This is a genomic window from Algoriphagus sp. 4150 (genome assembly GCF_031457395.1).
In the GTDB taxonomy this organism is placed as follows: domain Bacteria; phylum Bacteroidota; class Bacteroidia; order Cytophagales; family Cyclobacteriaceae; genus Algoriphagus.
Window position 1 is genome coordinate 167,825 of sequence record NZ_JAVDWS010000007.1, and the last position, 23,364, is coordinate 191,188.

General features: G+C 42.8%; 18 protein-coding genes. 8 read left to right on the forward strand and 10 right to left on the reverse strand.

The genetic code is table 11. The annotated features are described in order from the left end of the window. Positions 1-2 precede the first annotated feature (2 nt). From J2X69_RS11700 to J2X69_RS11735, 8 genes are all read right to left on the reverse strand, one after another. Positions 3-803, reverse strand: coding sequence for an outer membrane beta-barrel protein (locus J2X69_RS11700; protein WP_310103423.1), 801 nt, complete (start codon positions 801-803; stop codon positions 3-5). 121 nt (positions 804-924) lie between these two features. Then, on the reverse strand, positions 925-1,956 hold the full coding sequence (locus J2X69_RS11705; RefSeq protein WP_310103426.1) for a hypothetical protein: 1,032 nt from the start codon (positions 1,954-1,956) through the stop codon (positions 925-927). 32 nt (positions 1,957-1,988) lie between these two features. Beyond that, a complete protein-coding gene (locus tag J2X69_RS11710; protein ID WP_310103429.1) occupies positions 1,989-2,783 on the reverse strand; it encodes a hypothetical protein in 795 nt (264 codons plus the stop codon). Further along, entirely contained in the window at positions 2,776-3,345 is a 570-nt protein-coding gene (locus J2X69_RS11715; protein ID WP_310103432.1) for a sigma-70 family RNA polymerase sigma factor, read from the reverse strand. Before J2X69_RS11715 ends, J2X69_RS11710 begins: the two co-directional genes overlap by 8 nt. Before the next feature lie 270 nt (positions 3,346-3,615). Then, positions 3,616-4,083, reverse strand: coding sequence for a carboxypeptidase regulatory-like domain-containing protein (locus J2X69_RS11720; RefSeq protein ID WP_310103434.1), 468 nt, complete (start codon positions 4,081-4,083; stop codon positions 3,616-3,618). 48 nt (positions 4,084-4,131) lie between these two features. Next, a complete protein-coding gene (locus J2X69_RS11725) occupies positions 4,132-5,532 on the reverse strand; it encodes an MBL fold metallo-hydrolase (protein WP_310103437.1) in 1,401 nt (466 codons plus the stop codon). Between the two features lie 394 nt (positions 5,533-5,926). After that, positions 5,927-7,921, reverse strand: coding sequence for a PspC domain-containing protein (locus J2X69_RS11730; RefSeq protein WP_310103440.1), 1,995 nt, complete (start codon positions 7,919-7,921; stop codon positions 5,927-5,929). A gap of 94 nt (positions 7,922-8,015) precedes the next feature. After that, positions 8,016-8,345 carry a PadR family transcriptional regulator gene (locus tag J2X69_RS11735; RefSeq protein ID WP_310103443.1) on the reverse strand — a complete coding sequence of 110 codons (330 nt, stop codon included), beginning with the start codon at positions 8,343-8,345 and terminating at the stop codon, positions 8,016-8,018. Between the two features lie 397 nt (positions 8,346-8,742). Here J2X69_RS11735 and J2X69_RS11740 point away from each other — a divergent pair, with 397 nt between their 5' ends. The 6 genes from J2X69_RS11740 to J2X69_RS11765 all read left to right on the forward strand — a co-directional run bounded on the left by J2X69_RS11740 (position 8,743) and on the right by J2X69_RS11765 (position 17,821). Further along, positions 8,743-9,837 (forward strand): PorV/PorQ family protein, encoded by a 1,095-nt coding sequence (locus J2X69_RS11740; RefSeq protein ID WP_310103446.1) that lies wholly within the window; start codon positions 8,743-8,745, stop codon positions 9,835-9,837. Then, positions 9,834-14,855 (forward strand): C25 family cysteine peptidase, encoded by a 5,022-nt coding sequence (locus J2X69_RS11745; RefSeq protein ID WP_310103449.1) that lies wholly within the window; start codon positions 9,834-9,836, stop codon positions 14,853-14,855. The genes J2X69_RS11740 and J2X69_RS11745 overlap by 4 nt, the downstream gene beginning before the upstream one ends. Positions 14,856-15,031: 176 nt before the next feature. Then, the gene (locus J2X69_RS11750; RefSeq protein ID WP_310103452.1) at positions 15,032-15,874 is read left to right on the forward strand and encodes an AraC family transcriptional regulator; all 843 of its coding nucleotides are present in this window, start codon (positions 15,032-15,034) and stop codon (positions 15,872-15,874) included. Positions 15,875-15,986: 112 nt separating this feature from the next. After that, complete coding sequence (locus J2X69_RS11755; RefSeq protein WP_310103455.1) at positions 15,987-16,643, forward strand: ankyrin repeat domain-containing protein; 657 nt, start codon at positions 15,987-15,989, stop codon at positions 16,641-16,643. A gap of 139 nt (positions 16,644-16,782) precedes the next feature. Continuing rightward, on the forward strand, positions 16,783-17,031 hold the full coding sequence (locus J2X69_RS11760; protein ID WP_310103458.1) for an FUSC family protein: 249 nt from the start codon (positions 16,783-16,785) through the stop codon (positions 17,029-17,031). A 58-nt stretch (positions 17,032-17,089) separates the two neighbouring features. Beyond that, positions 17,090-17,821 carry a DUF3667 domain-containing protein gene (locus J2X69_RS11765; protein ID WP_310103461.1) on the forward strand — a complete coding sequence of 244 codons (732 nt, stop codon included), beginning with the start codon at positions 17,090-17,092 and terminating at the stop codon, positions 17,819-17,821. A 147-nt stretch (positions 17,822-17,968) separates the two neighbouring features. On the opposite strand, the gene J2X69_RS11770 is transcribed toward J2X69_RS11765, so the two are convergent. After that, entirely contained in the window at positions 17,969-18,715 is a 747-nt protein-coding gene (locus tag J2X69_RS11770) for a VTT domain-containing protein (RefSeq protein WP_310103464.1), read from the reverse strand. A gap of 67 nt (positions 18,716-18,782) precedes the next feature. Between J2X69_RS11770 and J2X69_RS11775 the strand changes: the two genes are divergently transcribed. Further along, the gene (locus J2X69_RS11775) at positions 18,783-19,934 is read left to right on the forward strand and encodes a cystathionine gamma-synthase (RefSeq protein ID WP_310103467.1); all 1,152 of its coding nucleotides are present in this window, start codon (positions 18,783-18,785) and stop codon (positions 19,932-19,934) included. 1,039 nt (positions 19,935-20,973) lie between these two features. Here the strand turns inward: J2X69_RS11775 and J2X69_RS11780 are convergent. Further along, positions 20,974-22,125 (reverse strand): FAD-dependent oxidoreductase, encoded by a 1,152-nt coding sequence (locus tag J2X69_RS11780; RefSeq protein ID WP_310103469.1) that lies wholly within the window; start codon positions 22,123-22,125, stop codon positions 20,974-20,976. A 386-nt stretch (positions 22,126-22,511) separates the two neighbouring features. On the opposite strand from J2X69_RS11780, the gene J2X69_RS11785 reads away from it, so the two are divergent. Continuing rightward, positions 22,512-23,360 (forward strand): methylated-DNA--[protein]-cysteine S-methyltransferase, encoded by an 849-nt coding sequence (locus J2X69_RS11785; RefSeq protein ID WP_310103471.1) that lies wholly within the window; start codon positions 22,512-22,514, stop codon positions 23,358-23,360. The last annotated feature ends 4 nt before the right edge of the window (positions 23,361-23,364 follow it).

Here is a 23,364-nt window from a genome sequence, read left to right on the forward strand (position 1 = left end):
GTTTATCGGATAGTTACTCCGAAGCTCAGTGCTTGAACTTCCGGTCCTAAGTTTTCTTGGAAAAGGTTGTTTAAATCATAGTTAAAGAATAATGTTACGTCACTTACGCCGATTTCAGCGCGGGCTCCATAGCGGAAGTTCTCCGCATACATGTTGGACTTTTCGAATTGCTTTTGTTTTTTGCCATTTTCATCCTCATAGACAAATTTGCCCCGACCACCGACTCTTACACCTGCATATCCACCCAGCCCAAGTCTGAGTTTATGGTTATTGGCAAGCAGTGTAGGAACCAGCGTCAAGTTAAGGTAAGAAGCTGAGACTTTAGATTTTGTCCCTGTGCCCGGTCCGGCGAATTCCTCCCAGATTATTCCATCGGGGGTTTTTTCTGCGATCAGACTTCTGTCTTCCAGTTTGAAGTTGTACCAGTTGACCCCAATGCTGGAGTACAGGTGAAAGTTTTTGGAAATTTTAGTTGTGCCCATCACATTGATGGCATAGTACCAAGATCCCCAAGGCTTCACCGTTGGCATCCGGTCGGTAGGAGTGACTTGGTTGATCCCCAGTTCTGTGTCCAGCCCGGCAGTGAATCTTCTTTTTTGATGAAGGTCTTTGATTTTTACTTCATCATTTTCCTCGATGTCCAGAATCCATTTTCCATCTTCTTTTTGCCGGTAAGACCAGGTGTTTCCAAAGACGTTGATGATTTTGGATTTGGTGTATATCACCGTATCTGCTTTGTCCTGGGCAAAAGCTTGGCTTAGGGAGAGGACAAAGAACAATAGTGGCAGTAGTGTAGCTTTCATTTTCAAAATTTTTAGTCAAACTTTTTTTAAAGCGTCAGACTGAGCGGAGTCGAAGTCTCTGTGGTATTTAAGCCCATTTCGACTACGCTCAATGTGACATTTGGGTAAATGAGCCAATCCCTCAAAATACTATCCCAAAGGTGATTGGGTTAAGCTCAGGGCCTTTTCCTTCCTGAAATAATTCATTCAAATCATAGGTGGTAAAGAATTTGACTCTGCCGACTCCAAGTTCTCCCCGGACACCATATCTGAAATTCTGAAGGTAAAGTCCGGTGGCCTGCTTGTCTTTGCTACGTCCGGATCCGCCTAATTCCCTGTAGACATATTTGGATTGTCCCCCGAGTCTGTATCCTGCATATGGTCCGGCTGCCACTCGAAGACCCCGCTTGCCGTTATCTTTCATTTTCCCAAAATCCAGCTCAAGCATGGTCATCGCTGTGATGTAGGAAGCGGATATTTTACTTTTGAATCCATTCACGTCAGATCTCTGATCGAAACTTATTGCTTCATCTCCTCTCACAGCCTGAAAGTCTCTGTTTTCGAATTTGAAGTTGTAGAACTGAAAACCTAAGCCGAAGTCCCAATAGAAGCCTTTGGAGATTCGCTGTGCAGCCATCCAGTTGGCGCCTACATTCCAGCTTCCCCAGCCTTTCACCGAGTATGGTTTGTCAGAAGTCGGAAATTTCCCGTTTTCCAGGTAGTTGTTCACACCAAGATCAAGGTTGAAATAAGTTCTGAATGGAGGATCACTACGTCTTTTCAAGCCCGGTTCAAATCTTACTTTGGTGTTTTCTCCTGTTTCATCGACCAGTAGCCGCATACCTCCTATGTAAACTTCTGTTTCTGCCCCATCTTCTCTCACCTTCACTACCTGCTTTGAGGTACCGTCTTTTTTCTTGATTTCCACTATGGTGGTTGTGCCATCTATTTCATCTTCTTCCAGATCAAGCTCTCGTATGATCTGATTGATGTTCATCAGTTTTAGCTTTTCGAAGTCATCTTTGTTGTCCACGATGATGACGATTCTCCCGGATTTACCGAATTCTACCACTACACTATCACCGGATACGTTGTGGTCTATAGCCGGCACCGTTCCTGCAAATCCCATTTGCACAAGTGCCATCATACAAAATAATAGAAGGTATTTTTTCATTTTAAATTTCGATTAATGCTAGTTGGTGAGTTTTATTCCTCTGATCTTGATTTGCGTGTGGTGATGGAGGCGAAGAGACTGTTTTTTGCATCCTGCAGGTCTGCAAATCCCTGATCTACTTTACCCAGTAATCCTTCCACTTCGTTTACTGTTTTGCCGATTCCGGCTAATAGGTTTTTATCTTTTGGTTCTTCTTTGAGTCCGCTAGAATAGATTTTGACGGTGTAGGCAGGCTCAGTATCAGTCGGTTTTACTTCTGCTACTGCCTTTTCAAGTGCCAAAGGAGGGAATTCGGGTTCTGTGACTTTCGGTATTTCTACTGCGATAGCCGGAGCCACTTCGTTCACTGGTTTTTCTTGTTTGGATTCTTCTTTTACTTCGGCCATGGCTACCAAATTTTGTGGATTTGGTTGTGTTTTTTTTGTTGAAGAAGAATCAACAGATTTGACTTTGGAAGGAGTGGTGGTAGTTGGTTTAGTTTTCAATTCCTCAGCAGCCTGCTGATTTTCAGTTTCCGGTTGAGTTTCCTCTATTTCCTGAAGAGTGCTGATCTCGGTAGGTGTTGGAGTTTCTGTGATTTCTTCCGTTTTGTTTTCAGAAAGGAGAGGTGCTTCGATTGTGGCTTTGTCTTCTCTTACCAATAGGTAACCCACTGTAAGGAGGATAGTCACTGAAGCAGCAGCTGCCCATCGGAACCCTTTGTAGGATCCGGATTTTTGGGGAAGCTGCGACTCCAACCTTTCCCATGCAAGTTTGCTTGGTGTTTCTGTATGGTTTTCCAGCCTTTTTTTGAAAAACTGATCCAGATTATTTCTTTCCTTAGCCATTGATTCTCCTCTCTTTTGGTGTTTGACTGGCAATTTTATCCTTCAATGTGTTCCTGGCGCGATTGAGCTGGGACTTCGAAGTGCTTTCGCTGATTCCCAAGAGATCTCCGATCTCCTGATGTGAGAAACCTTCGATTGCGTAGAGGTTGAAAACTGTCCTGTATCCTACAGGGAGACTTTCTACCATTCTGATCAAATCTTCAGTTTCCATGTGATTGAGCTCATAGTTATGGTCCTTGTATTCGGAACCATCCTCCATATTGATCTCCATCATAAGATGACGGTGGCTTCTCAGCGTCATCAAAGCCTGAGTGACGATGATCCTTTTCATCCAACCCTCGAAACTTCCTTTTGCCTGAAACTGGGGTAGTTTTTCGAAGATCTTCATAAAGCCTTCTATCATCACATCTTCGGCATGTTCCCGGTCTTTGAGATATCGGATGCAGATGGCCAGAAATTTTCCCGAGTATTGATCATACAGATGGCGTTGTGCCATCCGGTCGCCTTTTAGGCATCCCTGTATTAATCCTGACTCGGTAGAAAAATTGACTCTGCTGAACATTCGATTTAGCTTTCAATTAAGTAGATGTCCATTGTGAAAAAATGGTTGCTTGGGTTGGTGAAAAAAAGTTAATATTTTTTTTGCAACGAATTTTTCAAAGACTAAGATATTCATAATATGCTTATAATAAGTATTTTATGATGTTTTGAAAAGCTACGTTTATTGGAGGTTTATATTGTAGCGAAAGTAAGAATTAAAAAGAAAAGGTCTCCGCATGATCAAAATTAGTATCATGCGAAGACCTGATAAGTCTTTCCCTTAGTCCTAAAACTAGAAAGCGGCCTTGTAATTCACCACAATATCCAATAACGTCCATTCCCCTTCTTTTACTGTGGCAGGCTGTATGTTGCCATCCCCATCAAATGTACTGGCGAAGAGACCGCCTTCTTCTACGGTAAGAATAGAATACCGGCCGGGGCTTAGATTGATAGAATATTTTCCATATTCATCCGTTTCTATTTCGGTAACGGGCTTAGCGGAGACAGATTTGAATAGTCCATCTTCCAAGTTGACCTCGGAGATTGTGATCAGCGGATAGACCCTCACAGTTCTTTTCACAGGAGTGCCTACTGTTTTTCTCTTGTCTTTCTTACCCTCTTCGACTATGGTAGGCATGTGGTTACCTTCGAGCCAAGAGACTTGGCCTACTACTCCCTGTCCTTCAGGCTTGTATGGGGCACATTGAAAAAGAATTAGAGTAAATGCGGAAGCAAAAAGGAGTTTTACTAGTTTGTTCATGAGTAGATGGTTTATAACATATGTAAGTAGAATTTTTTCTCTAGTCTGTCAAATTCCCTCAAACAGCATAAATGATTCCAAATAATTCGGAATTATTGCGTTCCATCCTAATTCTTCATTAAGTTTTTGTGAAAGCACATCGGCACTCTCTTTTTCCCCATGAATAATAAATGCCAGCTTGGGTTTTTCATTGAATCCTTCTGCCCATTCCATCAATTCATTTTGGTCCGCATGGGCTGATAAACCCTCTACGCTGTAGATTTTAGCTTTTACCGGTATGTCCAGACCATAGATCCGTACTCTGGGTTCTCCGTCGACAAGACTTCTCCCTCTAGTGCCTTCAGCCTGATATCCTACGAAAATAATTCCGTTTTTTTCATTTGGGAGGTGATGGAATAAATGGTGCAGCACCCGTCCGCCTGTAGCCATTCCACTGGCAGAGATAATAATGGCTTTTCCCCTGAGGTCATTGAGGGTGCGGGACTGCTCTTGTTTTGTGAAATAATGAAGCTGTGAATGCTGAAATGGATGCTGATCCTTGTCATCCAGAACAGCTATTAATTGATGGTCTTGATGGAATTCCCTGTATAGTTTGGATACATTGATGGCCATAGGAGAATCCAAATAGATAGGTACCCTGGGGATTTTGCCCTTTTTCATCAATTGATACAGGTAATACATCACCAGCTGGGTGCGGCCTACCGCAAATGCCGGGATAATCGCCAAGCCTTCTCTGGCAAAAACATCATTTATAGCTTTGGCAAGTTCATCTTCCGGCTTTACCGACGTGGAAACTCGATCTCCATAGGTGGATTCGATCCACACTACATCAGCTTCCGGAATCAGTGTAGGAGGGAATAGCAGCGGATCATGGTACCTCCCCAGATCACCTGAAAACACCAACTTCTTGGTTTGTGAATCTCCCTTGATTACTACCTTGGTGATGGCAGCTCCCAGAATGTGGCCCGCATGATAATAGGTGACTTCTACAGAAGGGTGAATTGAAAAGGTTTTTTTGAAATCCTTCGGTACAAAAAGTGGAAAAACAGCTTCTGCATCTTCTACCGTATAAAGAGCTTCCGGATTTTCGTGCTTGGAGTATCCCTTTTTTCTGGCGTATTCAGCTTCCTCTTCTTGAAGCTTTCCGGAGTCCAACAGCAAGATTTCCGCCAGCTCGGCGGTAGCTGTGGTGCAATAGATCGGCCCAGAAAAACCGTCTTTTACCAGCTTGGGCAGGTAACCTATATGATCCATGTGTGCATGCGTGAGCACTATAGCTTCCAGCTCTTGGGGAGGTATGGGGAATTTGTCTCTGTTTCTGAGACGAAGTTCTTTTCTGCCTTGAAAAAGCCCACAGTCCACCAAAAAATTAAAATCTCCTACTTCCAGTAAATACCGGGAACCGGTCACTGTTCCTGCTGCTCCTAAAAACCTCGCTCTTATATCCATATCATTTTGGGTTTAGGCCAAAAGATACAAAAAAGTGACTGTCTCATCACTGCAATTAAGCTCCGGGATTTGCTTATAATTATCCACTTTTCTTTCAATAGAAATCCAAAAGCACCATAAGATAGGGTGAACGTAAGAATTGAAGCCATTTTAATCTCCTGTCATCAGTATTCTTACCTCCTAGGCATCGAAAATAACCTCACAGGCAACATTGAGCATAACCATAGTTGTTTAGTTAAAAGTTAACCTAGGTGCATTCTGAATGAAAAAGAGGCTGTCCCATAACTCATAATTGTCACATTGAGCGAAGTCGAAATGGGCTTAATTAGCACATAAAAGGCTTCGACTTCGCTCAGCCTGACAAGAAAACATGATTATGAGACAGCCTCTTGGCTTAGTCAACTACTGCAGTGCTATCAGCAGGAATCCGGTGTTGATTATAGTTTGCCCTGCTGATACTATCGAGTTGCTCCCGGTTGTAATTTCCTGTATCAGGCTCTTCTACTTCAAAATTCACACCTTCAGAATTTTCACCCTTAGCCGGTTTTACCTCCTCTTTACAAGTCAGGCATACCAACCCTTGCTGATTAAACGTCCAAATCGTATTATGGGAAACGGCACTATTGCTATAGCCATTTCGATAGATGGTGTTTCTCAATATTTCCAGAAGTGACCGTTCCATGATAAAGGGTTTTTCATAGGGGATCTTAAGGAATAAGTTCAGCTTTTGATCACGGAATGCGCTAAGATTTGAGATGTCGTAGCCCTCGTCAAAGGTGACTATGGAGTCTAATACAGTATAATTATATCCCATCATTTTGGCATTGTTCATTGCCTCTGCTTTGGTCTTTCCTCTGGAAAAGAAATCTTCCCTTAGCGTCACCACACTGTCCGGTGTGCCTTCCAACTTTAAGTTCACCTTATTGAAGGTAGCTTCTTCACCGATTGGGTTCAATTTCAAGATCAATATTCCTTTGCTTACAGGGACGGAATGCTCTGTTTTATGCCAGTTTTCTTCTTTGAACTGTGCTGCGATCAGTGGAATCTGGAAAGCGCAAATCCCAACACATAGCAGCCATAAGCCCAGTGCCACAAATCCGAATCTGGCTCCGATCAAGTTCTTTTGCATCAATACACTCAATCCCAATAGGATGATGATGATGCCGGGAATGATCAATAAGAAAGAGGCCCCTACCACCAACCAGATCGAAACTAGGTTGGAGAAAAGCTCGACAGGGAAATTGTCCATTAAGATTCTATAGTCATCGTTGGTAAATATGCCCATATAAACAGCCAGGGTGAAGATAGGAGTGATGGTCAATCCCAAACCGATGAAGAATACAAACAAACCAAAGATGACCCGAATCACATTTAAGAAGAATTTCCCCAATGGTCCCAATGCACTTCCGATGGCCTCGATTATCTGTCCGATTACCCTAAATGGAGTCAAAAGGATTTGTCTTGTTTTTGACTCAGGAACTTTGGGAAGAGGATTTATATTTTCCTTGATGGTAGAATCAATATTGTCCAAGGTGATTTCTCCTCCCTTCATACGGATACGTTCTGTGATGGAACTTGCCACAGGAGTAATGATCCATAATATCAGGTAGATAAGGAAGCCTGAGCCTCCGGCTAGAATCAGTAAGACCAAAGCCAAGCGGGTATAGATCACTTCTACTCCAAAATAAGCTGCCAATCCACTGGCGACCCCGCCGATTACCTTGTCGTCAGGATTTCTGTAGAGTTTCTTGATGTTCTTGTCCTCTTCTATTTCGTAAGACACCGGCAGAATGATCCAGAATACGATGTAGGCTATAGCGGCAAAGATTCCAAAACTAAGATTGAGTCTGAAGTCATCAAATGGCCAAATATCCAAGAATCCAAAGTTGAACCGTAAGTTGCCGCTGAATAGGAGCAGGATCGCAATCAATCGCGTCCAAAGCGGGTCTATGGAGAAGTAGTGGGCCATTCCTGCACAGACACCCCCAAGGATTTTTCTGTTTTCGAGGCGTACCAGTTTTTTGTACCCTTTTCTCTGCGAATCCGGCGGAGTTACATATTTGTAGAAATCCTGATCATAAGCATTTGCATCATCTTCCTGATCTACGTCGGTTTTCTCTTCTTCCACAGAAGCAAAATCCGCAATAGTCCCCATTTTCTCAATGAGCTTATTGACATTCTCTGCCGTGATCACCTGCTTATTGTTTTTCAGATTGCTCAGAAAGATCTCAGCAATCCGATTTTCAATATCAGATATAATTTCATGATTGTCTTTATAAGAAGAAAAATGGTGATTGATCGCATCCAGGTATTTTCGGAGCGTGGCGTAACCGTCTTCTTCGATATGGAATAGAATCCCGCTGATATTTATACTTATAGTCTTTTTCATGTGTTTATATTTTGTCTTTCAAAGGCCACATGGAATCTCGCATTACGGATGGTCTTCCCTACGTTTGTTGCCTGTAACCTGCTCGATTTCATGATCAATTCTTTGAGGTGATGAGAAGGGTGGAATTGACTAGCGAATCCCAGGTGTGGGAAAGTGTGCCCAGAAAGGCCTTTCCCTCTTCCGTGATGGAGTAGTATTTCCTCGGAGGTCCGGATTCGGATTCTACCCAGCGATATTCTACCAATGAGGCAGACTTCAGTCGATTGAGAAGAGGGTAAAGCGTGCCTTCTACTACGATCATTTGAGCTTGGGTGAGCTCTTCGATCAGGTCTGAAGTATAAACTTCGCCTCTGGAGATGATATGCAACACGCAAAACTCCAAGAGTCCTTTGCGCATTTGAATCTGTGTATTGGCGACATTCATTTGTTAGGTAATTATGTGTCCATGTATGGGGATATTCTTGATCCCCGTCTCTACTTGGTAGAGAAAAATTATACCAATCTTTTCCAAGCTACCTTGTATAACCTAATTCCTTGCCATAAACAGGTAGTAGGTATAGTAATATAAGTTTAAAAAGTGGCTTGATTTGCTTCAATCGTTGATTTGTGTTTTTTGATGAGGACGAATAAAAAACATTCGTAAAAAATAGTGCCCTTTCAATTTTAATTAAATGTTAACTATTTGAACATATTAATGTACGGGGGCGGACAGGTATTTGGTAGATTGGAAGGAAATCCGACTTGAATTAATAGAGGATTGAGAAAATAGGTTATTTTGGATTGTGAAATATAGAATACGGATTCATTTTTTTTTCTGTGCAATGCTACTGTCATTTTGGACAGGCCATGCGAATCTGTTTTCACAGGATTTGGCTCCCAAATATTCCAATGAATTTCTAAGCATAGGAGTAGGGGCAAGGGCTTTGGGAATGGGAGGGGCTCAGGTGTCTGCAGTGCGTGATGTGACGGCGGCCTATTGGAATCCGGCTGCGCTTATGGGCATTCAGCATAAGTACGAGTTTAGCTTGATGCATTCGGAGTATTTTGCAGGAATAGCCCAATACGACTATCTGGGGTTTTCTGCGCCGATCAAAGACCAAAGTCAGGTAGCCGTATCCTTGATCCGGTTTGGTGTGGATGATATTCCCGATACACGATTTCTATACGATGCCAATGGTGCATTGAATTATAATAACATTCAGTTTTTCAACGCTGCTGATTATGCCTTGCTTCTCAGCTATGCCAGAGACCTTTCTGATAAATTCAAAGTGGGTATGAACGCCAAAGTCATCCACAGGAATGTAGGCAAATTTGCGCAAGCTTGGGGTTTTGGATTGGATGTAGGGGGGATTTACATAAAGGACAGGCTCACCCTCGGACTGATGGTACGCGATATTACCACTACGTTCAATGCTTGGTCGCACAATGCGGAATTGGTTCGGGAGATATACGCCCAGACAGATAATGAGATCCCTGTCAATTCTGTAGAACTGACACTACCCCGTGCCATATCCAGTGTGACTTACAGCTGGCAACTTGGAAAGCAGTTTAGTCTGCTCACCTCCATGGATCTGGATATGACCTTTGACGGGCAAAGAAATACGGTAATAAGCACTTCTGTACTGAGTATTGACCCCAGAGTCGGCTTGGAAGCAGGATTTCAAAATATTGCATTTATACGTGCCGGCATCGGAAACTTCCAGTACATCAAGGATTTTCAGGGTAACGAGAGCCTGAATGTACAGCCAAGTATGGGGATTGGTGTTTTTATCAGTGAGCGATTTCAAATAGATTATGCGCTTTCTGATATAGGAAATGTATCTGAGACACCCTATTCCCATGTGTTTAGCGTGAAAGTAAGTCTGGAGAAATTGGACCCTGAGTTGAGGAAATTTAAAGGTTGGGCAGGCAGATGATAAAAAAACTCCTTTTCGTTTTTCTGATGTTTTTCACCCTTTCTGCAAGCGCTCCAGCTCAGCAGCCTGTGTGGTACTCCTATGACCGTACCTATTATAAAATTCCTACAGCCTCGGATGGAATTCATCGGATTTCAGCAGCGACTTTGAGTAGTTCGGGGATCAATCTGAATGGCTTGGATCCTAGAGATATTCGGCTTTATCATCGGGGAAAAGAGGTCGCTATCCATATTGAAGGAGAAAATGACGGGAAGTTTGATGGAGAAGATTACATCGAATTCTTTGGGAAGAGAAATGATGGGACATTGGATAAGCTACTCTACCCTGAGTTTAATCAGATTCCCAATCCATACTTTAATACTACTTCTGACACCACGGCTTTTTTCCTGACTGTAACAGACGGTCAGAGCGGAAGACGAATGAATCGCCGTGCTGCACCCGAGACGGCTTTGCCTTTGGCAGCTAGCTATTCCTCGCAGAAATTGCTGGCGTTGGGCGAGCAGTATTCGCTGGGGATAGGATATGCTTTTGATTTTAGACTGTCGAAGTTTGATCAGGGACAAGGCTGGATGTCGACTGTAATCACCAAAGGAAATACCCGTCAGCTTACGATTGATCAATTAGGAGCCGTATCGACTACGGGCTCAGCAAAATTAGAGTTTGGTCTGGTGGGCAGATCCGCAAGTGTACACGCCACCAGAATCTATGCAGGGCCAAATTCAACAAGCAAGAGGCTATTAGGTACAATTAATTTCTCCGGATATGAATATCCACAACAGTCCCTGAATCTGGCAATGTCTGATTTCAATCCGGATGGAAGCATTGTTCTCTCCTTTGAGTCTGCCGGAACAGAGGCGGTGGATAATGTGTCGGTGGCTTTTGCCAAAATCACCTTTCAAAATAATGTGCGCTCAGGTGATTTTGCTTCGGAGCTTTTTATTTCCCCTCCTGGAAATGGGCGGATTCAGCTTTCCCAGCTTTCAGGCACCTATTCCGCATTGGAAATTTCTGATTGGGATAATCCCCGAAAAGTGCAGCTGACCAAAAGTGGACAAGCTCTTTCCTTTAGATCCGCAGTGCCAAATGATTCCAGTAAAGTATGGGTGCAAAATGTGGAAACTATCATTTCGGTAGCAAGACTGGAACCTGTGAGGTTCAGAAACTACCTTGCCCAGGCGGCCAATTATATCTTGGTAGGCCATCATGTGCTGGCACAGCCCACCACCCAATTTGACAATCCTCTGAAAGCCTACGCCCGGCATAGAGCTTCTCCTGCAGGAGGCGGGTTCGATACCTTGTCAGTGAAAGTGGAGGATCTGTACAATCAATTTGCCTTTGGAGAATATTCACCTGTGGCTATCTACGAGTTTTTGAAAGCGTATTATCCTGTTCATAAGCCTACACACTTGCTTTTTGCGGGCAGATCACTGGCGATGTATTCTACGGTCCGAGCCGGCGGGGTGACTTATTCCTATAGAAATAACCCTTCTGCGTTTAGCTTTAGGGATCTTATTCCTGCGGGGGGATTTCCATTTTCCGACAATAGTTATACTATAGGTTTGGATGCTTCCAAACCCTATACTCCGGCGCTTGCCGTGGGCAGAATTCCGGCTAGAAACTCCCAGCATTTGGCAGATTATCTGAGTAAGGCCATTGAAAAGGATGCCGTAGGGATTTCTGGTTCCTGGCAGAAGGAATTGATCCATCTTAGCGGCGGTGTGTCTGAATTTGAGCTGGATAGGTACTTTAATTTCCTGAATGGATTTAAGACTACTGCCGAAGGGCTGTATTTGGGAGGGAAAGTAACTACGTATAGAAAGCGCTCAAATTCCACTGTAGAAGTTATAGATATCACCGGTGATTTGAATGAAGGAAGGTCCATGCTCACTTTTTTTGGGCATGGTGCACCGACCATCATCGATATAGAAATCGGTTTTGCTTCTGATCCTACATTGAATTATCAGAATAAAGGGAAATATCCCGTGATGTTGTTTAACGGCTGCGACTATGGGAGTGCCTTTGGCAACAGCTACACCCAAGCCGAAGATTGGGTGATCACACCGGATAAGGGGGCTGCTTCAATAATGGCAAATTCGGCCATTGGAGTGGATATCTATCTGCGACGCTATTCTGATATGTTTTATAAGAAAGCATTCGGTGACAGCACACTAATCTACCGCACGCTGGGCGAGGTGAAGCTGGAAGCAGAGGAGGCATATATTGACAGCTATGGGACGACTCCGCTGTCCTATTCCCATATGGAACAGATGATCAATTACGGCGATCCGGGACTTCGGATTTTTCCTGCGGATAAAGCTGACTATGCCATTAAGCCGGATGAGGTATCAGTGGACAGTTTTGATGAAATACCCGTTTCTGCGCTGTCGGATAGCTTGAAATTGAGCTTTGTGCTGAGAAATATCGGAAGGGTGGATACTGATTCCATAGCATACACCGTGACCAGAAAATTGCCTGATGGGTCGACTGAAGCATTTCCCCCAATAAAAATACCTTATATAGCCAGAATAGATTCTCTGTTTTTCACCGTTCCGAATGCCGGACGGAATGCTGCCGGCGAAAATACATTTACCATAGAAGTCAATGCTAAAATGGAGGTGGGGGAAATGACTTTTGCGAATAATTCTGTCTCTTACACGAAGTTTATTCCTCTTAGCGGAACATTGAATTTATATCCGGTGGAGTATGGTATAGTCCATGGTGCTGAGACAAAGCTGGTCACTCAGGCTCCCGGAAAAACCACCGCAGACCGCACCGTCCTTATTCAGTTGGACACTGCTTCCGGTTTCAACTCTTCCTATCGCAAGGAAGTCCGTATCACTACCCGCGGCTTGGCAGAGATGCCTTTGCCGCTAACAGCTTTTTCGGATAGTACTACGTTCTATTGGAGATCAAAATTTCAGGAAGCCAAACCCGGTGAATCTGATGCTTGGACAAACTCCAGCTTCTCCTACATTCCCTCCGGTGCTGAAGGCTGGACACAGCGTAACACGTATCAGCTCGAGGAGAATCAATTGACAAATTTGGAGATCCGACAGTCGGATAGAAGCTGGAAATACCCGGATCAGCAAGCTGACATCGAAGTATTTACGGTAGGAGCGGGAGTGGATAGCCTTTCTTTTCGCAACACGCAGTTCTATTTGAATCAGATTCCACAGATTATTGATAATGTAAACAATGCCAACAGCCGGCTATGCCCGAATGGATCGTTGGGACTGGTGGCTTTTGAGCAAAAAAGTCTAACGCCATATTTGGCTATCCCTATCCCGGGTTTTGACATCTTGGACGCCAGAGCCTGTGGGCGGGTCCCTCAGATGATCCAGAGTATTCGGAATTCCTGGATCACCGACCCCGGTCAGACTATGCTGATAGATTATGTGAACAAGGTGAAAGCGGGTGATTACGTGGTGCTTTTCTCAGTAGGGAATGTCACCTTTGAAGCCTGGCCTGATGTTGTTATTGAGAAACTAAAAGAATTCGGAGCAAGTGAAGCCACACTCAGAGCCTTAAAAACAGGTGATCCTTACATCCTCTACGGCAGAAAGGGCATGCGCCCGGGGGAGGCGATCGAGATTCTCGGGAATGCAAATTCAGAATTTCCTGCACGCCAACAAACGCTTTCCTTTGATACCAAACTTTCGGGATATTTGACTTCAGGGGTGATATTGACACCCCGAGTGGGGCCGGCATCTTCTTGGGAGCGATTTTTCCAGAACGTCAATTCCAGAAATTGGATCAAGGAGGAAGAGAGGACTTACTTTGATATCATCGGAGTGAAGGATAATGGCGAAGAGGAGCTATTGATCGGAAATACCTTTGATCGGGAAATGGACCTCTCATTTATCAGTACAGAGACCTACCCTTACTTGAAACTGCGCTACAGCATGGATGATCCTGAATCCACCGCACCGGCTCAGCTGGACAAGTGGCAGGTGAATTATATTGGCGTGCCTGAGGGAGTTTTACTCTTGAAATCTGCCAAAGATCAGGTCAATCTCAGAGAAGGAGAACCTGGGCTTTTGGATTTGCAGTTCAGGAATATTTCGAAATACAACTTTTCGGATTCAATACAGGTGGATTGGAAAATGACCAATCTGACGAGTAAGAAAGTGGAGGAGTTTTCCAAGAAATTCCCTGCGCTGAAAGCGGGTGAGGCATTTGACTTTACGATAGAATTCAATTCCATCGGGAAAGCAGGGGAGAATAGATTGGAGATTTTTGCCAATCCCAGAATTCAGCGTGAGCAGACTTTCCGAAATAATCAGGTGGACATGGGTTCCTATTTTAGAGTGGAGGGAGATAATTCTACTGCACTGCTCGATGTGAATTTTGATGGGATCTACATTATGGACGGGGATATCGTTTCGCCTACTGTGCAGATCACGGCGCTATTGAAAAATGAGCAGACCCTGCTTTACAAAAAAGATACAGTGGGTCTGAATCTGTATATTAAACAGAATTGTGAAGCCTGTGACTTCAAGCGGGTGAGTTTCTCCAATCCAAACCTGACTTGGACTCCGGCTTCAGAAGACGAAGATTTTAAGGTTTCGATGATTCCCGGGCCACTGGAAGATGGAATTTACACGCTGCGTATTGCAAATGAAACTTCTTCCGAGCCCTATGAGATTACGTTCGAAGTGATCAATGAATCCCAGATCACCAATTTCTATCCCTATCCCAATCCATTCAGTACTTCTGTGCGGTTTGTCTTTACGGTGACGGGAATGGAAGTGCCAGATGAGATCAAGATTCAGATTATGACCGTGACCGGAAAGGTTGTCCGAGAGATTTTGCAGAATGAGCTGGGTCCGATCCGTATCGGGAATAACCTGACCGAATATGCTTGGGACGGCAAGGATGAATTTGGCGATCAGCTGGCAAACGGTGTGTATATTTATCGGGTGATGGTGCGGAAAAACGGGCAGTTTATGGAGCATAGACCGACTGCCGGAGATAAGGCATTCAAGAAGGGGTATGGAAAGATGTATTTGCTGAGGTAGGTTTCGTCATTACGAACGACGCAGGAGTGAAGCAATCTGGGAGTGGATTGAAAAATTAAAGAGTACTAAAGGTGCGTATACTTGACCAAATGGGGTCTATATCAATACTAAAAGTATAGAAATAAATAAGTTGTGGGTAATGGTAATAAGACCACCCTTTAAACGAAAAAAAGAAAGTGAATGCGAATAATTTTATAATACATCAGCAAGCCAGTCAATACCAATGGTCGGGAGATTGCTTTCTTTCTATTAAATCCTTTTATAATGGCTCGGCTAAGTACCGTGTGCAACAACGGGAATACACCGTTAACGAAAACAACTATCTAATCTTGAATGATTGCACTAAATACAATTTAACCATAGACAATATTTCTCCCATAGAATCATTTTGTGTATTCTTTACGCCAGAATTTGTTTGCCAAATCGTTTCAGAGTTAAATTCATCGGAAGAGCAGCTTCTTGATTTTTCAATTAAAAGAGCGGAGGGTATTAAATTACTTGAAAGAAATTATCAGCATGGAGGAGAGGTTTCCAAAATCTTGTCTCACGGCAGACGAGCATCTGTGCGCACGATATCAGAAATGGAAAAGGAAGAATTCTATTTTACACTATTGAATGCTATTCTTTTTCAGAATAGTGATGCCCTAAAGGTGATAGACAGGTTGACATCAAAAAAGAAAAGTACCAAAGAAGAAATATACCGTAGACTCCTTTATGCCAAAGATTTCATTGACAGCAATTACTCGGAAAATTTAACCTTGAAGAAAATATCCCAGGTAGCTATGCTTTCGGAAAACCACTTATTGAGAAATTTTAGTCAAATTTTTGAAATTAGCCCATTTCAATACATAACACAACTAAAGGTAACAGAAGCAAGAAGACAAATCATTGAAACAAATAAAAGTATTACCGAGATAGTAACATCTCTTGGGTATTCAAGTTTGAGCAATTTCAGTTATTACTTCAAAAATACGGTTGGACTGTCACCTGTAGCTCTTCGCAAAAAAGGTGACACATAGGAAATAATTGGCTTATAATCATACTATTTTTGTGAAAATTCTGAAGACATGAAGAAGAATAGGTATGTTGATTTTTGCCATAATTTTTTCTACAACCATAAAAGCAAATGATATGATCGATTCGTTAAAAGCATACATAAAAAATAAAGAAGATGATAAAATCATCACGCTGATCATAGAACATCCTAAAGTCTTAGATAAAAGGGATGATAACGGAAGTTCAGGCTTATTGATTATTGCATATAGCGGTTTAGAAGCAGCCTTTAACAAGGCCAAAGAACTTAAACAGATATTTACTTTCCATGAGGCTGTAGTATGTGGGAAAATTGACTTCGTAAAAGATTCCGTTACACGGGATAAAAATTATGTGAACCAGTATTCAAATGACGGTTTTACGCCTTTGTCCCTTGCAGCGTTTTTTGATCAAACTGAAATAGCTAAATTACTTCTTGAAAATGAGGCTGATCCTAATTTACATGCAACCAATCCTTCCAAAGTAAATCCCCTGCACTCGGCAGTGGCAAAAGAAAACTACGAGCTGTGTAAGCTGCTGATTGAATATGGAGTAAATGTGAATGCGACACAAACACAAAATGTGACAGCTCTTCATTCTGCTGCACATAGGGGAAACTTGAAATTAGTACAGTTACTAATAGAGAACGGCGCAGAAATTGACCTTAAAATGGACAATGGAGATACAGCTATAAGCATTGCCGAAAAAGACGGACATAAAGAAGTAAGTGTATATTTAGAGGGTATATCAAAATGATGGACGAATAACCACTACCGAAAATTCCCCCTCTGTGCGTAGACAAGGCGATGAGCTAGGTATAATTTGCCGTTGTACCTTTCTATCTATTAAAATTTATAATTCGACTTTAATCCAGCCAAACCATCAATTCAAGAAAATGAACCAAGAAAAATTATCAGCATTAACTGACGAAGAATTGCTGGCAGAAGCAAAAAAGGGTAAAACCACAAAGATTTACGATGCCGTAATCTTTGGGATCTTAATTGGAATTGCAATTTTCAGCACCGTTAAAAATGGATTTGGGTTGTTGACTTTTCTCCCTTTGGTCTATTTGCCGATTGCGGCAAAGAATAAGATCAAAAATTCAGAATTGCAGAAGCTTTTAAAAGAGGAAAAGTTAGATTAGAATAAACCATTCAGAGCCCTTTATCTTCGGCGAAAGATACACTACGCGATTTGACCAAATGAACAATCAGAATCCTTTAGAATATTGTAAAAAATGTGAGCTGGAAATCACTGGGAATTATTGTGTAAGCTGTGGCAATGCCAAAGAATTGCGACGGATTGATGGGAGATATATAGCCAAGGAGGTCACTAGTGTTCTAAACTTTGATAAAGGGATATTATATACGGTTAAGGAGTTACTGATCAGACCCGGGGCAGGTGTCAGAAGGTATATTGCTGAAGATAGAAGCCGATTGGTAAAACCGGTGATTTTTATCATAGTCAGTTCATTGATTTATTCGGTTTTAAGGGGATTTTTCCATTTTGAAGATGGATATTTCAAATACGATGAGTTCAATTTTACCACAACAACTGTCATTTTTAAATGGTTACAGAATAACTATGGCTATGGGAATTTGATAATGGGGGTATTTATAGCCTTTTGGATTAAGTTACTTTTTAAAAAATATGGATATAACTTCTATGAAATACTGATTCTTCTATGCTTTGTAATGGGAATAGGGATGATTATTCTGGCTGCGTTTGGAACAATTCAAGGGTTGACTAGCCTTAAGGTTTTAGATTATGGAGGGGTACTTTTTATAGTTTACAGTTGTTGGGCTATTGGACAGTTCTTCGATAAAAAGAGAGTAGCCAACTACTTCAAAGCACTTTTTTCCTACATATTAGGTTTGATTACATTTACGATTGCGGTATTACTGTTAGGTTATTTGATTGATCTAATAGTTTGACCATTTGGGGCAAGTCTCCATATGGCGAGAGTCTCCCAACTTGTGTTTGCTGAATTGCAGTCTTCAGACTGCTGTTGCAAAGAGCTTAAGCCGGTCGTGAGGACACGACCCGCGGCACAAAATCATAAAAGTTCTGATATCGTTTTTTCAGCGTTTTTTCCTCACATAGCTATAAATCCCTGCCACACCGATAATCAACAGCACCAATCCAATTCCCCATTGCAGCGGAGTATTCATGGACTGCTTGGCTTCCATATAAGAGCTTGCAGCCACTCCCGCTGCAAAACCGATGACCGTACGGGTAAGCATCCCAGGAATTCCATAGATCAATACCTTCCATAGTTTGATATTCAAATTGGCAAACAGGAAGTTGGATACAGCAAAGGGAACTACCGGAGAGATCCTCACGAAAAAAACCAATGAACCCTCCTTTTCCTGTCGGGATTCTATTGCCTTGTGAAACTTTGGGTTTTTCTTAAACAGCAATTCCGTAAAGCCCATATTTGTGACTTTCCCCAGTACATACCCTAGCACAGAAGCCAGCGAATAGCCCAAAATCAAGAACGTCAGGGAAGTCCAGCCAAAATAATAGCCTGAAGCCAAGGCAATCAACGTGGTGGGAAGAAGTGCCAAGCCCATCAACAAGGCACCTATAACAGTATAGGCAAAGTAATCCAATGCAGTGTGTAGCCTGTATGCTTCGAGTAAATTGTAATTTGCAGCGAAAATTATACTTCCAATAAAAGGCATAGCCGTAACCCATAGCCATGCAAAAATCCCGGCAGGATGAGTGCCGAAGTACCGACGGATAGTTTTGAATATCCTGCCCTTTTTTGTCATATTTGATCTATCATCGAGTGATTCACTGGGAAAGTCTGCAAGTTTAACATGCATAGTCTAAAATCACTCTGAAAATCTCAAAAGGTTTTCTTTTTCCTAAAGCCAAAACAAGCTAAACCAATTGCAAATGAAATTTGGAACAAAAGCCATACATGCCGGTATAGTACCGGATCCTGCCACCGGTGCGATTATGACACCGATTTATCAGACTTCTACTTACGTACAAAAGTCGCCCGGAGATCACAAGGGATATGAGTATTCCCGCACACACAATCCCACCCGTACTGCTTTGCAGGATAATCTGGCGGCATTGGAAAATGGCAAACATGGTATTTGCTTTTCCTCAGGACTTGGAGCCATTGATGCAGTGATCAAATTGTTCAATCCCGGTGATGAAATAATCAGTACAAATGACCTGTATGGAGGTACCTATCGTCTGTTTACCAAAGTGTACGAACGGTATGGAATCAAATTCAAATTTGTGCCCATGTCCGATGCGGCAGGCTTAGCAGAACATATTACGGATAAAACCAAAATGATCTGGGTGGAAACGCCTACCAATCCGATGATGAATATCATCGATATCGCTGCAGTGGCAAAGCTTAGCAGCGGCAATAAGATTGTTCTTGCCGTGGACAATACCTTTGCATCTCCTTATTTACAGAATCCGCTGGATCTTGGTGCTGACATTGTGATGCACTCGGTGACCAAATACCTGGGCGGTCATTCCGATGTAGTGATGGGTGCCTTGGTGGTAAATGATGATGAGTTGGCAGAAAAACTGGTGTTTATCCAGAATGCTTCCGGCGCTACTCCGGGCCCTCAGGACTGCTTCTTGGTTTTGAGAGGAATCAAAACGCTGCATCTGCGTATGGAGCGCCATTCTCAGAATGGAAAAATTATCGCTGCTTTCCTGAAGGATCATCCGAAAGTGGATAAAGTCTACTGGCCGGGCTTTGAGGATCACCCTAACCACGCTATTGCCAAGAAGCAGATGCGTGATTATGGAGGAATGATATCCTTTACCCTAGTGGGAAATCAGGAAGCAGATGCGAGAAAAGTGATGGAGAACTTTCACCTGTTTGCCCTTGCCGAGTCCCTTGGGGGAGTAGAGTCACTTTGTGGTCATCCGGCTTCCATGACTCATGCCAGTATCCCGAAGGAAGAACGTGAGAAAGTAGGTTTGGTGGATTCTTTGATCCGCTTGAGTGTGGGAGTGGAAGATGCGGAAGATCTGAAGGAAGATCTGGCAAATGCGCTGGAGAAGATTTAGGGATTTTGATTGAAGTTATTTCGGCCGTTCATGTTTTATGGACGGCTTTTTTTAGGTTTAATATTTAACCACGGTGGTCACGGAGGATTTCGCAGAGGTCACTGGCTAGAGTCGGCTACCGACGGGGAAGTCCATTTTGGTGAGCGTTTTTCTGATGAGGTTATCCTGCTTCTCCAGAAGCTGGATTCCAGATTCATGCCCTTAGGTGGAGTTCACTTTTATCAATGCTTTGGTAAGGCAGTCTGAAGACTGCATTGAGATAGAGCCAAGCCTGCCTGCAGCAGGCAGGTCAGAAGACTTGAACCAAAAGGGTTTATAGTTAACCACGGTGATCACGGAGGATTTCGCAGAGGTCACTGGTTAGGGAGTGACTTTCAATCAGGAAGTTTTCTTACATGAGGGTCTTTCTTTGGCAGTCTGAAGACTGCTTTGAGGTAGGTCCAAGTCTGAAGACCTTGGACCATGCTGTCATTAGCACATGGTTCATTTGTAGGGCGCGCAGGGAGGACGCAATAGCGGGGGTGCGGCCGGTAGCGGGCGGAAGCATTATTGCGTCTTGACTTTTTGCTTCTTTTGCGTCAAAGCCTGCCCCGATTGTTTCGGGGGCAAAAGAAGGGAAGAAACCAGTCTGACAGATCCTGTTGATGTAGGAAAGTAAAATGGGTTTATAATTAACCACGGTGGTCACGGAGGATGTCGCAGAGGTCACTGGTTAGGGATTGGCTTTCAATCAGGAAGTCCATTTGGTGAGCGTTTTTCTGATGAGGTTATCCTGCTTCTCCAGAAGCTGGATTCCAGATTCATGCCCTTAGGTGGAGTTCACTTTTATCAATGCTTTGGTAAGGCAGTCTGAAGACTGCATTGAGATAGGTCCAAGTCAGAACCTTGAACCAAGGTTTTTGTTGATTCGGGATACCGATTATGCCTTTGGCACTCCGGTGTTTCAATTTGGCGAGGGTACCCCGAATTTTATGCCACAAGAGCAAGCTTAAGTTTTATGAAATTTGAATATCATTTTAATACTTAATAAATAGACGGCTTAACTCCGCAACCTTTTCATCATTTCTTCTACCCCTGATAAGTATTGTTCTTTAACAATGGGATCGGGAGTGATGTCCCAATTGTTGTCTATTCCATTGCCGCCAATCATAATGCCGTCTTTTCGGGGGATAAAGTACACTCCTCCCATATTGGCTCTATAGGTGAGCTCAGGCTGTGGAATTAAGAAGCACAGTTGCCCGGATACCGGCATCAGATCATTATCACCAAATATCTCCTGAGATCCCAAGCCTGTACAGTTTACCACACACTTTTGAGGTAAGGCATCGATATCTTCCGGGGTTTTAAAATTTTTGATTTCCATCTTTCCGCCTGCAATTAAAAAATCAGACTTCATCATTTTTAAGTATGCAGGTATATTGAAGATCGTAGTGGGATTTTTACTCACATTATCGAATTTGAAGGGATTTTCCCTTCTGTGAAGCGGAACACCTTTGGGATAAATGAATGATGGTGTTTCCAGCTTGCTCATCAGCTCGTTAGAGTAGTCTGCACGTTGCTCCTCTCCGGTATGTATGCTGTAATTATCCATCCATTCTACTACTTGGTTTATTCCCAATAGCCGTTGAAAAGTTCGGTAGGAGTGTGTACAGGCTTTTTGATACATAGAGGCAAACTCGGGAGTAACATGTTGCGGTAATATCAATCTTGAGGTAGGAGACCATGTCCAGGTTGCCATCGCAGAGGTGATATTTGGATAAGAGTCTTTGGTATATATGACCACCTCATATCCCTTTTGCTGAAGGGTTATTGCTGTAGTTAATCCGATCACTCCGCATCCTATGACAGCAATTTTCTTCTCTTGGGTTTGATCCACCAATTCAGAAGCAATCAGAGATGTGCCCCATGAAAGAGACCATCCCGAACCGCCATGTCCGTAATTGTGAACAATGGTTTTGTTACCCAAGTCTTGTTTTTCTATTCTGGGTCCGGTTTTTCTAAAAGGCCTTAATCCGACTGTCTCCTTTATCACCCTGGAAGATGAAACGTCAACTTTTGGAAGTTTTGGTCTTGAAATGAAATTGACATTGGTTACTATTCCTGTCGCTGCCGTTGCTCCGGTTGCAATCAGTCCAGTCCCCAAGGCTGCTACGGAAAGTTTTTTGACAAAATCCCTACGGTTTGTTTGCATGATGCTGACAATAAGTTGATGGTTTAACTAAACATGGATCGATAGAGAAAATAGATCCGGTAGGAAATCCTGGGCTGGATTGAATAAAAAAGGGAACAGCTTCTTTTTGGTTATAATGAAATTTAGCAAAAATGGGTTTATTAAAAAATACAGGGTTAAAAATTGCTTATTAAATTGATAAATGGTTTGTAATTGATAAAAGTATGGTTGTTTAATGTCTTGTTCAAGAGGTGTTTTGTGACAAATAAGTGTTTTTGTCTTTAATTTTTTAGATGAATTATTCGCTGATATAGTGAATATTTTTGGGGAGAAAGAAATAGTAGCAAGTTTCGGGTTTTGGTATAGTATGAAGAAGGCTACTTTTGGGTAATCTAGCATTCAGGAATATGAACGAAAGTCAAGTCATCAATTACAATCGAATTGCCGAAGCGATAGCCTACATACAGGCCAATTTCAAAAGCCAGCCCTCTCTGGATGAAATTGCAGAGAAAGTGCACCTTAGCCCTTTTCATTTCCAACGCATGTTTAGCGAGTGGGCTGGTGTGAGTCCTAAGAAATTCATGCAGTATCTGAGCGTGGAATATGCCAAGCAACTTTTGCAGGGAAGAGAAGCCACACTCTTTGATGCAGCGCAAGAAACGGGACTATCCGGTACGGGGAGGCTTCATGATTTATTTGTGAAAATAGAAGGAATGACTCCGGGTGAATTTAAAAACGGCGGAGAAAACCTCCATATCAATTACAGTTTTGCAGAAAGTCCCTTCGGGGAAATCATTGTGGCTTCCACCCGTAAGGGCATTTGTCATCTGGCTTTTTTCTCAGATCAAACCGAGGGAGAAGCGATGATGAAAAACCGCTTTCCAAATGCTGTTTACAATCAATTGGTAGATGAAATTCAACAGGAAGCCTTGTTTATTTTTCAGCACGATTGGAGCAAACTCAACCGGATCAAACTGCATTTGCACGGTACTCCCTTCCAATTGAAAGTCTGGGATGCACTGCTGAAGATACCGCAGGGGAATCTCACGACTTATGGTGCCATTGCCGGGGAAATAAATAAACCAAAAGCTTCCCGCGCCATTGGAACTGCTATCGGTAGTAATCCTGTTGCTTTCCTGATTCCCTGTCATCGTGTGATTCAGTCCAGTGGAAAAATCGGCGGTTACATGTGGGGCAATACCAGAAAATCGGCAATTATCGGTTGGGAAGCTGCCCAGCTGAATCCGGAGAGATAACACA

Coding starts and splice junctions, on each gene's coding strand:
- J2X69_RS11700 (WP_310103423.1), bottom strand. CDS start 803: ATGAAAGCTACACTACTGCCACTATTGTTCTTTGTCCTCTCCCTAAGC.
- J2X69_RS11705 (WP_310103426.1), bottom strand. CDS start 1,956: ATGAAAAAATACCTTCTATTATTTTGTATGATGGCACTTGTGCAAATG.
- J2X69_RS11710 (WP_310103429.1), bottom strand. CDS start 2,783: ATGGCTAAGGAAAGAAATAATCTGGATCAGTTTTTCAAAAAAAGGCTG.
- J2X69_RS11715 (WP_310103432.1), bottom strand. CDS start 3,345: ATGTTCAGCAGAGTCAATTTTTCTACCGAGTCAGGATTAATACAGGGA.
- J2X69_RS11720 (WP_310103434.1), bottom strand. CDS start 4,083: ATGAACAAACTAGTAAAACTCCTTTTTGCTTCCGCATTTACTCTAATT.
- J2X69_RS11725 (WP_310103437.1), bottom strand. CDS start 5,532: ATGGATATAAGAGCGAGGTTTTTAGGAGCAGCAGGAACAGTGACCGGT.
- J2X69_RS11730 (WP_310103440.1), bottom strand. CDS start 7,921: ATGAAAAAGACTATAAGTATAAATATCAGCGGGATTCTATTCCATATC.
- J2X69_RS11735 (WP_310103443.1), bottom strand. CDS start 8,345: ATGAATGTCGCCAATACACAGATTCAAATGCGCAAAGGACTCTTGGAG.
- J2X69_RS11740 (WP_310103446.1), top strand. CDS start 8,743: ATGCTACTGTCATTTTGGACAGGCCATGCGAATCTGTTTTCACAGGAT.
- J2X69_RS11745 (WP_310103449.1), top strand. CDS start 9,834: ATGATAAAAAAACTCCTTTTCGTTTTTCTGATGTTTTTCACCCTTTCT.
- J2X69_RS11755 (WP_310103455.1), top strand. CDS start 15,987: ATGATCGATTCGTTAAAAGCATACATAAAAAATAAAGAAGATGATAAA.
- J2X69_RS11760 (WP_310103458.1), top strand. CDS start 16,783: ATGAACCAAGAAAAATTATCAGCATTAACTGACGAAGAATTGCTGGCA.
- J2X69_RS11765 (WP_310103461.1), top strand. CDS start 17,090: ATGAACAATCAGAATCCTTTAGAATATTGTAAAAAATGTGAGCTGGAA.
- J2X69_RS11770 (WP_310103464.1), bottom strand. CDS start 18,715: ATGCATGTTAAACTTGCAGACTTTCCCAGTGAATCACTCGATGATAGA.
- J2X69_RS11780 (WP_310103469.1), bottom strand. CDS start 22,125: ATGCAAACAAACCGTAGGGATTTTGTCAAAAAACTTTCCGTAGCAGCC.
- J2X69_RS11785 (WP_310103471.1), top strand. CDS start 22,512: ATGAACGAAAGTCAAGTCATCAATTACAATCGAATTGCCGAAGCGATA.